Annotated in this window: 15 protein-coding genes and 1 other annotated feature; of the genes, 1 reads left to right on the top strand and 14 read right to left on the bottom strand. The window is 30.0% G+C overall.

The features are described 5' to 3' along the window. Positions 1-5: 5 nt before the first annotated feature. The 14 genes from trpS to dnaA form a co-directional block, all read right to left on the bottom strand. The gene (gene trpS, locus KVH43_RS04790; RefSeq protein WP_218283728.1) at positions 6-1,013 is read right to left on the bottom strand and encodes a tryptophan--tRNA ligase; all 1,008 of its coding nucleotides are present in this window, start codon (positions 1,011-1,013) and stop codon (positions 6-8) included. Positions 1,014-1,081: 68 nt separating this feature from the next. Next, positions 1,082-1,285: a binding site (T-box leader), on the bottom strand. 11 nt (positions 1,286-1,296) lie between these two features. Continuing rightward, positions 1,297-1,764 (bottom strand): cache domain-containing protein, encoded by a 468-nt coding sequence (locus KVH43_RS04785; protein WP_218283727.1) that lies wholly within the window; start codon positions 1,762-1,764, stop codon positions 1,297-1,299. Between the two features lie 165 nt (positions 1,765-1,929). After that, positions 1,930-2,898 carry a polyprenyl synthetase family protein gene (locus KVH43_RS04780; RefSeq protein ID WP_218283726.1) on the bottom strand — a complete coding sequence of 323 codons (969 nt, stop codon included), beginning with the start codon at positions 2,896-2,898 and terminating at the stop codon, positions 1,930-1,932. 159 nt (positions 2,899-3,057) lie between these two features. Then, positions 3,058-3,477 carry a bacteriohemerythrin gene (locus KVH43_RS04775; RefSeq protein ID WP_218283725.1) on the bottom strand — a complete coding sequence of 140 codons (420 nt, stop codon included), beginning with the start codon at positions 3,475-3,477 and terminating at the stop codon, positions 3,058-3,060. 13 nt (positions 3,478-3,490) lie between these two features. After that, positions 3,491-4,288, bottom strand: a complete 798-nt coding sequence (locus KVH43_RS04770) for a SigB/SigF/SigG family RNA polymerase sigma factor (RefSeq protein ID WP_218283724.1) — start codon at positions 4,286-4,288, stop codon at positions 3,491-3,493. After that, positions 4,288-4,740 (bottom strand): ATP-binding protein, encoded by a 453-nt coding sequence (locus KVH43_RS04765; RefSeq protein ID WP_255547812.1) that lies wholly within the window; start codon positions 4,738-4,740, stop codon positions 4,288-4,290. The genes KVH43_RS04770 and KVH43_RS04765 overlap by 1 nt, the downstream gene beginning before the upstream one ends. 4 nt (positions 4,741-4,744) lie before the next feature. Beyond that, a complete protein-coding gene (locus KVH43_RS04760) occupies positions 4,745-5,065 on the bottom strand; it encodes an STAS domain-containing protein (protein ID WP_218283723.1) in 321 nt (106 codons plus the stop codon). Positions 5,066-5,179: 114 nt separating this feature from the next. After that, positions 5,180-7,612, bottom strand: a complete 2,433-nt coding sequence (gene gyrA, locus KVH43_RS04755; RefSeq protein WP_338028374.1) for a DNA gyrase subunit A — start codon at positions 7,610-7,612, stop codon at positions 5,180-5,182. A gap of 18 nt (positions 7,613-7,630) precedes the next feature. After that, positions 7,631-9,544 (bottom strand): DNA topoisomerase (ATP-hydrolyzing) subunit B, encoded by a 1,914-nt coding sequence (gene gyrB / locus KVH43_RS04750; RefSeq protein WP_218283721.1) that lies wholly within the window; start codon positions 9,542-9,544, stop codon positions 7,631-7,633. A 76-nt stretch (positions 9,545-9,620) separates the two neighbouring features. Further along, a complete protein-coding gene (gene remB / locus KVH43_RS04745; RefSeq protein ID WP_218283720.1) occupies positions 9,621-9,938 on the bottom strand; it encodes an extracellular matrix regulator RemB in 318 nt (105 codons plus the stop codon). A 67-nt stretch (positions 9,939-10,005) separates the two neighbouring features. After that, complete coding sequence (gene recF, locus KVH43_RS04740; protein ID WP_218283719.1) at positions 10,006-11,118, bottom strand: DNA replication/repair protein RecF; 1,113 nt, start codon at positions 11,116-11,118, stop codon at positions 10,006-10,008. 47 nt (positions 11,119-11,165) lie between these two features. Continuing rightward, positions 11,166-11,375, bottom strand: coding sequence for an RNA-binding S4 domain-containing protein (locus tag KVH43_RS04735; RefSeq protein ID WP_218283718.1), 210 nt, complete (start codon positions 11,373-11,375; stop codon positions 11,166-11,168). A gap of 142 nt (positions 11,376-11,517) precedes the next feature. Then, the gene (dnaN, locus tag KVH43_RS04730; protein ID WP_218283717.1) at positions 11,518-12,621 is read right to left on the bottom strand and encodes a DNA polymerase III subunit beta; all 1,104 of its coding nucleotides are present in this window, start codon (positions 12,619-12,621) and stop codon (positions 11,518-11,520) included. A gap of 234 nt (positions 12,622-12,855) precedes the next feature. Beyond that, positions 12,856-14,196, bottom strand: a complete 1,341-nt coding sequence (gene dnaA, locus KVH43_RS04725; protein ID WP_218283716.1) for a chromosomal replication initiator protein DnaA — start codon at positions 14,194-14,196, stop codon at positions 12,856-12,858. A gap of 593 nt (positions 14,197-14,789) precedes the next feature. Here dnaA and rpmH point away from each other — a divergent pair. Beyond that, positions 14,790-14,924 (top strand): 50S ribosomal protein L34, encoded by a 135-nt coding sequence (gene rpmH / locus KVH43_RS04720; RefSeq protein WP_218283715.1) that lies wholly within the window; start codon positions 14,790-14,792, stop codon positions 14,922-14,924. The last annotated feature ends 54 nt before the right edge of the window (positions 14,925-14,978 follow it).

The following is a 14,978-nucleotide window of genomic DNA, read 5'->3' as shown; positions in this document are numbered from 1 at the left end:
CATTGTTAATAAATAAATTTTCTTGGAACGAATCCAACCTTCTTATAAACCTTTCTTAATGTTTTTCTAGCAACTCTTTCTGCCTTTTCTGCTCCTTCAGCATAAATATTTTCTAAATAATCCTTATTTTTTAATAAATCCTCATATTTTTCTCTTATAGGTCTTAATCCTTCAACAATAACTTCAGCTGTATCCTGTTTAAATTCTCCATACCCTTTTCCTTCATACATGCTTTCAATCTCTTCAACACTTTTTCCTGAAAGCTTAGAATATATAGTAAGTAAATTTTTAATCCCTGGCTGCTCATCTGAATATTTTACTACTCCTAATGAATCAGTTACAGCTCTTTTTACTTTTCTTGCAATAGAATCAGCATCTTCAACTAACCCTATAAAGCCATTAACATTTTCATCAGACTTAGACATTTTCTTTGTAGGCTCTTGAAGACTCATAATTCTAGCTCCTACCTTAGGAATATAAGGATCTGGTACTTTAAAAGTATCACTATATCTATTGTTAAATCTTTGTGCTAAATTCCTAGCCAATTCCAAATGCTGCTTTTGATCTTCCCCAACAGGAACAAGATCTGTTTGATATAATAAAATATCAGCAGCCATAAGTACTGGATAAGTAAACAATGCACCATTTAAGTTTGCTTCATTCTTTTTAGATTTTTCCTTGAATTGAGTCATTCTATTTAACTCACCCATATACGTAATCGCATTTAATACCCAATTTAATTCTGCATGAGCACTTACATGAGATTGAATAAAAATTGTACTCTTCTCTGGGTCTAATCCACATGCCATATATTGAGCCAATGCATCAATTGTATTTTTTCTCAAAACCTTTGCTTCTTGTGGTACAGTAATCGCATGTAAATCCACAATACAATAATAACAATTATACTCATCTTGAAGGGCTACCCAATTTTTTAACGCTCCAAGATAATTACCTAGAGTTAATTTTCCTGAAGGCTGTGCACCACTAAATATAACTTTTTTCTCATCCATATTATTTTTTCCTCCTATTTTTTATATATAATTTTTAAGCTTGTATTCAAAAAACTCGCCTCTATAATAATAGAGACGAGCCTTACCCGCGGTACCACTCTAATTGACAAATGTCCTCTTAATCCTATAACGGTGGATATCCGTTAAATCCTACTAACTTTTCAGATTTACACTCCGAAGTCCATTCCATACAAATATTGGTATTAGGCTCTCACTATCCCTAAATCGCTTTAACCTTTTTTATATGTACTACTCTTCATCATTGCTTTATATTATTTAAATACTATTTTTTTATTATTAAATCTAAGCCTACTACACCAACAAATACTTTATCCTTATATAATGCTTTTGATACAGTAAGCATATTATTATTTTTTACAGAATCTATATATTCATTTATATAGTATTCATCTTCTTTTGCTTTTTCATACCAAGGTCTTTTTGTAGGATCATAGTCCTCTGGTAATCCTAAATTAGGATATATATAAAGCTTTTTTGAATCCTCTTTTGCAAAATATACATTTTCTACATCTTTTAATGTATTTTCTTGAAACTCTTTTAAAGCTTTATTAATATTTTCTTCATCTGCATCTATTAATTTACTGCATAAAGCATCTAGCTTTTCTTTTACTATTTCTACCTGTTCATTTTCATTTGTTTCTATCTTATCTTCATTATTTATAATTCCTGCCTTTAGAGTTACTTTACAGCCTGCTAAATTTATTATTAATGTGCTTATTAACAATATCATAAAAAAATATCTTATACATTTTTTCAGATAATCACCCCTTTAGTTAAACCATACTAGCTTTCGTAATATATTTCCTATATTTTTTATAATATCATATAGCTTTAATATTATAAACTTTAACTTAATTTAATTATACATTAAAAACCCCTTGCTTCAAACAAGGGATTAATACTTTCTTACCAATATCTGATCAGCAATATTTAAAAGCATATCCTTATAAACAGAATCCTCTATGCTCTCTAATGATTCCTGAGCTTTTTCTGCACAATATTCTGCTTCACAAAAGGCTTCATCTAAAGCATCGCTATCCTTTAAAAGTCTTAATATCTCATTATAACTTTCTGTAATCCTTCCTTTTTTCAATATTTTCTTCATCCATTCCTTATGTTTCTCATTCTTTATTAATTTTAATATAGGCAGAGTGATATTCCCTTCTCTTAAATCACTTCCCACTGGCTTGCCTAATATTTTTTCATCTCCTATAAAATCTAAAATATCATCTATAATTTGATAAGCATAGCCTAAATTTTCTCCATAAACTTTAAAAGCTCTTATTTGTTCTTCATCTGCTCCTGCTGTAATAGCTCCTACTTGAGTACATGCAGCAATTAAAACCCCTGTCTTTTGATATATACGACAGTAATAATCTTCACGTGTTTGATCTAAATTAAATAGATTTTCTCTTTGAAAAATTTCTCCATCACACATTTTGCTAATAGCATCTACAATTACTTCCATACTTCTTACAAGTCTATTTCTTGAAAGGATTTCAAAAGCTTTAGCAAACAAATAATCTCCTATTAATACAGCAGTAGTATTCCCTTTTTGTGCATTTATAGTAGGATTACTCCTCCTCATAATAGATGCATCAATAATATCATCATGAACCAAAGATGCCATATGAATACATTCACAAGCTGTAGAAACCTTAATAGCTTCTTTGGTAACCCCTCCAAAACACCCTGCAGTACAAAGAACAAGAGCAGGGCGGATTCTCTTTCCTCCTGAGCTAAGCAATCTTTTACAAATATTATATGTATTTTCATAGCTATCTTTGAATAAATTATATAATTCCTCTTCTACTATATTCATCCCTGGTAATTCTCGAATTTTTAAACTTTCTACTGCCTTCATCAAATTTTTAACCTACTTTCTATATCTTCTTTATAGAAAGTATTTGCAAATTTTAATCTATATAAACATAAAAAGCCGAGAATACTCAGCTTAATTTATTTTTATTGTTAAATATAAAATAAACCTATATCTAAAATTTTAGACATAGGCTATCATTTTTTAATATACACCATTTTCATGAAAAAAATCTTTATACTCATGATCTGTCTTTAAGATATGATTTTCTATCCAACTAGCAATAAATTCCAACATAGTAAGCTTGATACCTGTTTGTTTTTCATCAATATCTTGATTTTCTATCTGAATAATTTTATTTACAAATGACTTGTGCTGCCTTTTATGTAATCTAAGACTTTGATTATCGTATCCATACTTTTCTAACAGCTTTTCTTCATGAGCAAAATGATATTCTGTATATTCTCTTAATTCTGTTAAAATCTCTACAATTTCATCATAATGATCAATATCATCCTTTAGCTTTAATAAATCAGCAAGTTTTCCTCCAATTTCCAAAAGCTTTCTGTGCTGCTTATCAATCTCAGCTATATCAACTTTATATATATCCTTCCATTCAAACACTTTTTCTGCCCCCTTATGATATTTCCATTTTATTTAATTCTTTTCTAAATTTATCAATAATCTTCTTTTCCATCCTAGATACAGTCATTTGAGATACATTTAATACTTTAGCTACCTGTGATTGAGTTTTATTATCGAAAAATCGAAGCTTTAATATTTTAGTCTCTACTTGATTTAATTTCTCTATATTTTTTCTTAAAAAGTCACTATTTTCTAATTGATCAAAGGATTTATCATCTTCTCCAATTAAATCTTTAAGCTGCAAATCCTTATCATCTCCACTTGTGTCATAGCTTATATCTAAAGATTTAAGTGTATAGAGATGACTTGCATCCATCGCCTCTAAAACCTGTTCTTCAGTACATCCTAAATAATCTGCAATATCTGTTACCTTAGGAGTTCTTTGAAGCTTTTGCGTCAATACTATTTTTGCATTATTTATCTTCCTTGATAATTCTTGTATCCTCCTGGGTACTCTTATGCTCCAACCTTTATCTCTGAAATACTTCTTTATTTCTCCTATAATAGTAGGGGTTGCAAAGCTTGAAAATTCAAATCCTTTGCTTAAATCAAAACGCTCAATAGCAAGAATAAGACCAAGAGATGCAATTTGATAAATATCTTCGTAATCAATCCCTTTGTTTACAAATTTTTTTGATAAAATTTCCGCTATATACAAGTATCGATTTACCAACTCGTCTCGGATTTCTTTATCATTAGTTTCTTTGTATAATTTAAACAATTCTTTTCCATCTAATTTACTTAGGGAATTGGTATCGCAATTCACTGTAATCTTTTCTATATTATCCATCAAGTATCATCCCCTAAATATTTTATCATTCTCATCGTTGTACCTTTACCTAAATCTGATAAGATTTCTACTTCGTCCATTAAAGTTTTAATGATAAATATCCCTAATCCTCCTTCTTTCGGATTTTCTAAATCAGGTTCTTTTACTTCACTGCTTTCAAATCCATGTCCTTGATCAATTACATCAATAGCTAATTTTTCATCATCTACCAAAAAATTTATCTGAAAATTACTATTATTATAACATAAACCATGTTCAATTGCATTAGTGCAAGCTTCTGCTATAGCAACCTTTATATCCTCAATTTGCTCTATATTAAAGCCCATCCTACTCGCAATAGCTGATGCCGTTAAACGTATAACGTTCACATATTCTGGCTTGCTTGGAACTGATATTGAAAAATGATCACTCATTTTTTTCTCCACCTTTTCTAAATTATTCATTGTAATCATTATTTTATTCACCTTCTATAATAAATATTTTATTTAAGCCAGTTATCCTAAACAATTTTAAAACATTAGGTTTAGGATTAGCTATCACAATATTTTTATCATATTTTTTTAGTCTTTTCAAAGCTCCTATTAAAACACCTAAACCTGTACTGTCTATATATCCTAAATCTGTACAATCTATTTTTATATTTTCTTTATGTTCATCTAGCATTTTCATGAGAGTTTCCTTTAACTCATTTGCTGTATAAATATCAAGCTCTCCATTAATAGCTAAAACCCATAAATTTTCTTCTTGATGATATTTTTTATCAATTTGAATAGACACAAAAATACCCCTTTCTGTTTATTTTCCTAGTTTAATATTACCCCATATTTTTTTCTTTAAACAACACTTAAAAAATACGCAAAAGTAAATTTACCTTTGCGTATCAATTATTTTTTATTCTTCCTCAACATCTTGAACAACCTTAGCAATCGAAACAATATTGCTATCATGGTCTACTCTCATTAATGTTACCCCTTGTGTATTTCTACCCATTCTAGGTATTTCTTTTACTTCGAGTCTAATAATGACACCATTTATATTAATGAGCATTATTTCATCATGGTCCTTTACAACCTTAGCTCCTACTAGTTTACCTGTTTTTTCTTTTGAATTGTAGGTAATTAACCCTTTTCCTCCTCTAGATTGAGTATTATAATTTTCAAGGGAAGTTCTCTTTCCAAATCCATATTCACTAACAACTAGTAAATCACTATCTTCCTCTACCAATTCCATAGCAACAACATAATCATTATCATCTAAATTAATTGCTTTTACACCCATTGCAGCTCTACCCATATCTCTAACATCAGCTTCTTTAAATCTGATAGATTTACCTTCTTTTGTTACAATAATGACTTCTTTATCTCCATCTGTAAGCTTTACACTGATTAATTCATCATCTTCTCTTAAATTAATAGCAATTAAACCTGATTTTCTAGAAGTATCAAATTGTGATAAATCTGTCTTTTTTATAATACCTTTTTGAGTAGCTGCTACTAAAAATTTGCTTTGTTCAAATTCCTTAACAGGAATCACAGCTGTTACTTTCTCCTTTGGTAGCAATTGAAGCAGATTTACAATAGCTGTTCCTTTTGCCTGTCTTTTAGCTTCTGGAATTTCATAAGCCTTTAATCGGTAAACTCTTCCCCTATTAGTAAAGAATAAGATATAGTTGTGAGTTGAAGTAATAAACAAATGTTCTACAAAATCTTCTTCTCTCGTAGTAAGTCCAGCAATTCCTTTTCCGCCTCTTCTTTGGCTTTTGTAAGTATCTGCAGGAAGTCTCTTTATATATCCTAGATGTGTTAGAGTAATTGCAACCTCTTCTTCATCTATTAGATCTTCTATATCAATCTCATCTGCTGCAGCTGTAATAACTGTTCTTCTAGCATCATTATATGACTCTTTTATTTCTAATATTTCTTCCTTTACGATATTCAAAAGAAGTCTTTCATTAGCTAATACTTCTTTATAATGATTAATAAGCTTGATTAATTCTTCATATTCTTCTTCAATCTTTTCTCTTTCTAAGCCTGTAAGCTTTTGAAGTCTCATATCAAGAATTGCTTGAGCCTGTCTTTCTGACAGATTGAATGTATTCAACAATCCCTCTTTAGCTTCTGCTACATTTTTAGAACCTCTAATTAATTTTATCACAGCATCTATATGATCAAGTGCAATTTTTAATCCTTCTAATATATGTGCACGATCTTCTGTCTTAGCTAGATCATATTGTGTTCTTCTTGTAACTACATCCTTTTGATGCTCTAAATAATAATAAATAAGCTCATATAAATTTAGTATTTTAGGCTGTCCATTTACAAGAGCAATCATAATAATACTAAATGTATCTTGAAGCTGTGTATGCTTATAAAGCTTATTTAATACTACATTTGGGTTGGCATCTCTCTTTAGCTCTATAACGATACGCATACCCTTTCTATCACTCTCATCTCTTAAATCAGAAATTCCTTCGATCTTCTTATCTCTTACTAAATCAGCTATTTTTTCTATTAATCTTGCTTTATTTACCTGATATGGAATTTCTGTTACAATAATTTGATTTTTTCCTTTTGCTGTTTGTTCTATCTCAGCCTTTGCTCTAACAACAACTCTTCCTTGTCCTGTCCTATAAGCCTCTTTTATCGATTCTTTTCCCATGATAATAGCACCTGTAGGAAAATCTGGCCCCTTTACAATTTTAATAAGGTCTTCTACAGTTGCATCTCTATCATCTATCAATTTTACTGTTGCATCAATAACTTCACCTAAATTATGTGGTGGAATAGATGTAGCCATACCTACTGCAATACCATTTGAACCATTTACCAATAAATTTGGAAATCTACTTGGTAGTACAGTTGGCTCCTTTAAGGTTTCATCAAAGTTTGGTGAAAAATCTACTGTTTCCTTTCCTATATCTCGTAGCATCTCTACAGACAACTTTGTAAGCTTTGCTTCTGTATAACGCATGGCAGCAGCACCATCTCCATCGATAGAACCGAAGTTTCCATGACCATTGACTAATAAATATCTAGTAGAAAAATCTTGTGCCATTCTTACCATAGCATCATAAACAGAGCTATCTCCATGAGGATGGTACTTACCCAAAACATCCCCAACGATACGTGCTGACTTTCTATGGGGTTTTTCTGGCGTTAAGCCTAATTCATTCATAGCATAAAGAATTCTTCTATGAACAGGCTTTAAACCATCTCTTACATCAGGTAAAGCACGGCCAACAATTACACTCATTGCATAATCTATATAAGATTTTTTCATCTTTTCTTCTATATCAACTTGAATAATTTTACTTTTATCTTCTATCATTGCTTTCCCCCCTTACTACACATCTAAGTTAGTTACATATTTTGCATTTGCTTCTATAAATTCTCTACGGGGTTTTACTTTATCTCCCATAAGCATAGTAAATACTTCATCTGCTGCAGCTGCATCATCTACTGTAACTTGAAGTAGTGTTCTTTTTTCAGCATCCATTGTCGTATCCCATAGTTGCTCAGGATTCATTTCTCCTAAACCTTTGTATCTTTGTATTGTTATACCATTTCTACCGATCTCATTTAACAATTGATCTAATTCCTTATCAGAATAAATATAATGCTCTTGTCTACCTTTCTTCACCTTATAAAGTGGTGGGCGTGCAATATATACATGACCATTGTCAATAAGTGGTTTCATATATCTATAAAAGAATGTTAGTAATAATGTACTAATATGTGCACCGTCTACATCTGCATCTGTCATTATTACTATTTTGTGGTATCTTAGCTTACTAATATCAAATTCATCTCCAATACCACATCCAAAAGCTGTAATCATAGCTCTTATTTCACTAGAATTTAATATTTTATCTAACCTTGCCTTTTCAACGTTTAATATTTTACCTCTAAGAGGTAATATGGCTTGAGTTGCTCTATCTCTTCCTTGCTTTGCAGATCCACCAGCTGAATCACCCTCAACAATAAATATTTCAGAAAGAGCTGGATTCTTTTCAGAGCAATCTGCAAGCTTTCCTGGAAGTGATAAGCTATCTAATGCTCCTTTTCTTCTTGTAAGCTCTCTTGCTTTTCTAGCAGCCTCTCTTGCTCGTGCTGCCTTTAAAGCTTTTTCTATTATTGCTTTTGCTTCTGCTGGATTTTCTCCTAAGAATATTTGAAGAGATTCACTAGTAATCGTCTCAACAATTCCTCTCATTTCACTATTTCCAAGCTTTGTTTTTGTCTGTCCTTCAAACTGAGGTTCAGTAAGCTTTACAGAAATAATACAGGTTAATCCCTCTCTAATATCTTCTCCTGTAAGATTAACATCTTTTTCTTTTAGTATATTGTTTTTTCTAGCATAATCATTTATTACACGAGTCAATGCTGATTTGAAGCCTACAAGATGTGTTCCACCCTCATGCGTATTAATATTATTTGCAAAAGAAAAAATATTTTCTGTATATTTATCTGTATATTGCATAGCGACTTCTACTTCAGAATTTTCTTTTTTTCCTTCAAAATAAATAATGTTTTTATGAATCACATCTTTATTTTTATTTAAATGCTTAACAAATTCTTTAATTCCACCTTCATAGTGAAATACCAATTCACGAGGATTTTCTTCTCTTTGATCAGTCAATGTAATTCGAATACCTTTATTTAAAAAAGCCATTTCTCTTAATCTATGCTCTAATGTTTCAAACTTAAATACAGTTTCCTCAAATATCTCTTTATCAGGTAAAAAGCTTGTCTTAGAACCTGTTTCATGAGACTCTCCTACTACAGTAAGCTCTGTAATAGTTTTTCCTCTTTCATACCGTTGATGATATATTTTTCCATCTCTTTTTACTTCAACTTCCATCCATTCTGATAATGCATTTACAACAGAAGCTCCAACACCATGAAGCCCTCCTGATACCTTGTATCCTCCACCACCAAACTTTCCTCCTGCATGCAGTACTGTATGAATAACTTCTACAGCAGGTTTTCCCATCTTCGGATGTATATCTACAGGCATTCCTCTACCATCATCTTTTACAGTTATTGAATTATCTTTTCCAATAATAACATCTATGTTTTTACAGTATCCTGCTAGTGCTTCATCAATACTATTATCTACAATCTCATACACGAGATGATGAAGTCCTTTTGGTCCTGTAGATCCTATATACATTCCCGGTCTTTTTCTAACTGGTTCTAATCCTTCTAATACTTGTATCTGCTCCGCACCATATTCGTTATTAATTTTTTCTGCCATTTTTCTACCCCCTACTCTGGTAAAGCTATCTTTATATAAAAATCTACGGATCTACCTATATCTTTAACTGCTTTCCTTATTTTACATAAACTTCATCCGAACTATGAATATCCTCTAAAAAATTTGCTCTCTTTTGAAGAGTTGTAGACGATATAGGTGAATAATAAATCACCGTCTTAATAATTTTTCGTGAACCTTTATCCTTTTTTTCAACTTCCTCAGTGATTATATAAGACTTTATTTTTTCATCAGATATCTTTTTTACAAAGCCTTCCTCCTCTGAAATTTTAAAAAACGCTTTGCTATCCTTTGAATTTTTAATAGAATCAGCATCTATAATACATATGACATTTTTAACAGGCACTACTACATCCTTAGCTAAATGAAGGAACATAAAAATCTCTCCTTAAAATTACTCCACTCTATATTATAACCTTTTATTGAAGGATATAAAAGAAAATTTACATGGATTCATTATAAACGACCGCATTCTTAACATGAAAAATATATTCTTTATTTACATTAAGCTCATTTAAATGATTCATTTCCGTTGTTGTAATAAATATTTGAACATCTTTTAAAGCCTTTATTAAAAAGGTTTGTCTTTTTATGTCTAATTCAGACATAACATCATCTAAAAGCAAAATAGGATACTCAGCCGTTTCCCCTTTTATTAGTTCTATTTCTGCAAGCTTTAAGGATAAAGCACAAGTTCTCTGCTGTCCTTGCGAACCAAAGCTTCGTATATCAATCCCATTTACAAAAACACCTAAGTCATCTCTATGGGGTCCAAAAGTTGTAGTTCCTCTTTGTAAATCTACATCTAAAGCTTCTTGTAAAGTTTTCCTAAAGCTTTCCAGAGTATCCTTAAAATCATTTTTTAGCTCAATACTACTCATATACCTTACTTCAAGATTTTCTTTGTTTTCTGTAATTTTTCTATGAATCAATCTGCTTAGTAAATTTATTCTTGTAACAAATCTTTCTCTTTCCATCATCAATTTGGTTCCTAATTCTATAAGCTTTTCATTCCATATATCAAGCGTATCCATAAGTTTTTTATTGTGATATATTTTTTTTATGAGATTGTTTCTCTGCATCAAAACCTTATTGTACCTATTCAGATGGTGAAAATAACTTGGTTTCATCTGAGCTATTTCATTGTCTATAAACTTTCTTCGCTCACTTGGCCCTTCTTTAATAAGCTTTAAATCTTCAGGTGAGAATACTACTACATAAACATTATTGAGAAGCTCTGAATTTTTACTTAAAGTCATACCATTTAACTTAATTTGCTTTTTTTTACCTTCCTCCAACTTTAATTCTACAGTTGTATCTGTATATCTTTTTTTTCCTTCTACTTTGATATATGCTCTATCCTTATCAAATTTAATTAACTCTCGATCTTTACTTGTTCTAAAAGATTTAGCTGTACTAGTTAAATATATAGCTTCTAGTATATTTGTTTTTCCTTGAGCATTCTCTCCTACAAACACATTGATTTTAGGATGAAATTCTAATGCGAGTTGATTATAATTTCTAAAGTTTATTAATTTTAAACTTTTTAAATACACCTGCCGCACCCCTTGCGCTTTTAGCTTAATTCATTAAAAATATTTCTTTAACTTTTTATTACAAATCTTTCTCCCTCTAATTCTACCACATCTCCATCTCTTAATTTTCTTCCCCGTCTAAATTCTACAGCTTCATTTACCTTCACCAAGCCTTCTTGTATAACTATTTTTGCATGACCACCTGTTTGTACTAAATCTGCAAGCTTAAGAGCCTTATCTAGCTGTATATATTCACCTTCTATTTTTAATTGCACCATACACAATTCGCTCCTTTTTATTAAAATTTAATATTTATCTATATTCTACTCATTTATATACTTTTCATATCCTTTTTTAATTTTTTTATTGCCTAACATCTATAAAAGGAGTTCTCCTCATATTTGAGAACTCCTTCCCTTTTTATCCTACTAATCTAACTGGTAAAATCAGATAAGTATAATTGCTATGATCTGCTGGTTTTACAATACATGGACTAACACTTGTTGTAAATTCTAAATAAACTTCTTCGCTGTCAATAATCTTTAAAGCATCTAAAAAATATTTTGAGTTAAAACCAATATCAATATCTTCTCCTTCTAATTCTATCGAAACAGATTCAAAGACTTTTCCTATTTCTGCATTAGATGTAATATGCATAAATTCATCTTTTACTGAAAATTTGACTAAATTGTTTTTTCCTTCTTTAGCTAATAAAGATGCACGTTCTATACTATCTAACAATTTTTTTGTTTTTACCTTTGCTCTTGATTTATATTCTTTTGGAATAATTTGATTATAATTTATGAATTCTCCTTCTAATAATCTTGATATAACTCTTGTTTGTTTCATATTAAATAGAACATGTTTATCAGTAAAAAAGATTTCAACATCTGTGTTTTCCTCTTCTGTTAAGATTCTATTTATCTCATTTAATGTTTTTGATGGAATAACAGATTTTTGTTTGACAGTATTTTTTATATTTGCCCTTCTTAAAGCTAATCGATACCCATCTAAAGCAACCATATTAATAGATTCTTCTTGTAGCTCCATTAAAACACCAGAAAGAATTGGACGAGTTTCATCTAAAGATGTAGCAAATACTGTTTGCTTTATCATATTTTTTAAAAGATCTTGAGGAAGCTTATATGCATGCTCTTCTTCAACTGTTGGTAGTTCTGGATATTCAACAGCATCTTGTCCTATTAATGTAAACTCAGAATTTTCACATCTAATAATTGTATTGTTATTTTCATCTACTTCTATTTCAACATCTGCATCAGGCAATTTTCTAATAATATCCCCTAATATTTTAGAAGATAAAACAATTGCTCCTGGAGATAAAATTTCTGCATCTATATAATTTTCTATTCCTATTTCTAAATCTGTACCAACTAGTTTTAATTGTTGCCCACAGGTTTCTATTAAAATACCTTTCAATATAGGCAAAGTTGTTTTAGATGTTACTGCTTTTTGAACTGTATTTATGCTTGAGGATAACTTTCGTTGGTTACAAATGATCTTCATTTGTGGATAACCTCCTTTTTTGTAAAAACATATATAAATAATTAAATTTATAGTAGTAATAGTAGTAGGCGCTGTGAATTTGTGGATAAGTGTTGTATGTGTGCAAAATCAATGATTATAAGAAATAATAAAATGTGAATATCTAGAGTGTATTTATCCACATATTCATAGATGCATTGATAAAATCATTATTATTAACATTTTATTAAGATAATAATAACAAGCTATTGTGAATTATTTTCCCTTTATATCCTTAATAATTGCATCAATTTTCATTTTAAAATCTGGGTTAGCTGCAATATCCTTTGAAATCTTCTCATGTGCGTGTATAACAGTAGTATGATCTCTTCCTCCGAATTCATCTCCAATTTTAGGAAGTGATAGATCTGTTAATTCTCTAGATAAATACATAGCAATTTGTCTTGGATAAGCAATAGATCTTGTTCTTTTCTTTGAATTAAAATCATCTAATTTTATATTAAAATTTTCAGCTATTACTTCTTTAATAAGAGATACAGTTATCTGTTTTGGCTTAGTTGATGCAATAATATCCTTTAGTGCTTCACTTGCAAGCTCTATTGTAACCTCTTTATTTGTAAGAGAAGAATAAGCGACAATTCTTATCAAAGCTCCTTCTAATTCTCGAATATTTGATTGAATTTTTTTAGCGATATAGTGCATAACCTCGTTAGGAACATCGATACCTTCAATTTCAGCTTTTTTGCGAAGAATGGCAATTCTTGTTTCAAGATCAGGAGGTTGAATATCTGTAATAAGTCCCCATTCAAATCTAGAACGTAATCGATCTTCTAGGGTTGGAATCTCTTTTGGAGGTCTATCACTAGAGATGATAATTTGTTTATTTGCTTCATGAAGTGCATTAAAGGTATGAAAGAACTCTTCTTGAGTTCTTTCTTTACCAGCGATAAATTGGATATCATCTACTAGTAAAACATCAACATTTCTGTATTTATTACGAAATTCTTCATTTTTATCATCTTTTATAGAGTTGATTAATTCATTTGTAAATTTTTCTGAAGAAACATAAACAACTCTAGCATTTGGGTTTTGTCCCAGTATAAAATGGCCGATTGCATGCATTAAATGGGTTTTTCCAAGTCCTACTCCTCCATATATGAATAGAGGATTATATGCTTTTGCAGGTGCTTCTGCAACAGCAAGAGATGCTGCATGGGCAAAACGATTGCTATTGCCAATTACAAAAGTATCAAAAACATATTTAGGATTTAAATTTAGCATATCAAAGGAATTTTTATTATTGTGGTTGTTTGGTTGAACTTTAGAAGCTTTTAAATATGCTTCACTGCCTGGAACTGTAAAAACTAAATTATATTCATCAGAAGTGATGTGTTTTATTGCATTCATAATGAGTGTTGCATATCTTGCTTCTAATATTCCTTTTGAAAAGTCATTTGCAACAGCCAAAATAATAGTTTTTCCATTTATAGTTAAAGGTTCTATAGGCTTAAGCCATGTATTATAGCTGACTTCCGTAAGCTCTGTTTTGATTAAATTTAATGTTTGCTGCCATATTTCAGACAGTTGGATATTCATGAAACGACCTCCTTACGAAATAAAAAATAAGTGCTTTAGTATAGAAAAAAAAATTTTTTGTGTAAAAAAAACAATTACCCACAAAATATCCACAAAAATTGTGGATGATTTATGAAAAAGATAATTTTTTATTGAATAAATTTTATAAACTAGGAAATGAATAATTTTGTGGATAATATATGGATAAAATAAATAGAATAAAAACAAAAAATAATTATACACAATTTTAATAGAAATTCAAAAAAAAATATTCACAAAGAAAAAACAGTAGAAAAAAGGAAATATATAAAAGATTCATAAGTTATACACAAAATTATCCACAGCCTGTGTATAAAAGTGAATAATTTTGATAATTTCTCCACATATCAACAAGTTTATTTAATCATATCAAATAAAAAATAGGATTTCAATGATATGGTGAAAATTATCCACAACAAAAAATATTTGGTGATAAAATTATCCACAAAAAGCCATTTCAAGAAGGTTCTTGACATATTTTCTACACGAAGTTATAATTATTTAGTAAATGCTCATTTTAGGTAGAAATATGGTTATTTTCATATATATGTTACAGTTTGAAGGAGGTGTTCGTAGTGAAAAGAACTTATCAGCCAAAGAAAAGACAAAGAAAGAAAGAGCATGGATTTAGAAAAAGAATGAGTACAAAATCAGGAAGAAATGTTTTAAAAAGACGTAGACAAAAAGGCAGAAAAAGATTGACTGCATAAGGCCGCATAAAGTGGCCTTTTTCTATAAAGGTATACTTTATAGGAATAAAAAGT

The organism is Crassaminicella indica (assembly GCF_019203185.1).
In the GTDB taxonomy this organism is placed as follows: domain Bacteria; phylum Bacillota; class Clostridia; order Peptostreptococcales; family Thermotaleaceae; genus Crassaminicella; species Crassaminicella indica.
Note: the sequence above shows the minus strand (reverse complement) of the source record. Positions and strands in the feature narration are given on the sequence as shown.

Bases quoted from the DNA above. Each gene is read 5' to 3' on its own strand.
- gyrB (WP_218283721.1), bottom strand. From the start codon at position 9,544: ATGGCAGAAAAAATTAATAACGAATATGGTGCGGAGCAGATACAAGTA.
- remB (WP_218283720.1), bottom strand. From the start codon at position 9,938: ATGTTCCTTCATTTAGCTAAGGATGTAGTAGTGCCTGTTAAAAATGTC.
- KVH43_RS04785 (WP_218283727.1), bottom strand. From the start codon at position 1,764: ATGATATTGTTAATAAGCACATTAATAATAAATTTAGCAGGCTGTAAA.
- dnaN (WP_218283717.1), bottom strand. From the start codon at position 12,621: ATGAAGATCATTTGTAACCAACGAAAGTTATCCTCAAGCATAAATACA.
- trpS (WP_218283728.1), bottom strand. From the start codon at position 1,013: ATGGATGAGAAAAAAGTTATATTTAGTGGTGCACAGCCTTCAGGAAAA.
- KVH43_RS04735 (WP_218283718.1), bottom strand. From the start codon at position 11,375: ATGGTGCAATTAAAAATAGAAGGTGAATATATACAGCTAGATAAGGCT.
- KVH43_RS04780 (WP_218283726.1), bottom strand. From the start codon at position 2,898: ATGAAGGCAGTAGAAAGTTTAAAAATTCGAGAATTACCAGGGATGAAT.
- dnaA (WP_218283716.1), bottom strand. From the start codon at position 14,196: ATGAATATCCAACTGTCTGAAATATGGCAGCAAACATTAAATTTAATC.
- KVH43_RS04770 (WP_218283724.1), bottom strand. From the start codon at position 4,288: ATGGATAATATAGAAAAGATTACAGTGAATTGCGATACCAATTCCCTA.
- KVH43_RS04765 (WP_255547812.1), bottom strand. From the start codon at position 4,740: ATGATTACAATGAATAATTTAGAAAAGGTGGAGAAAAAAATGAGTGAT.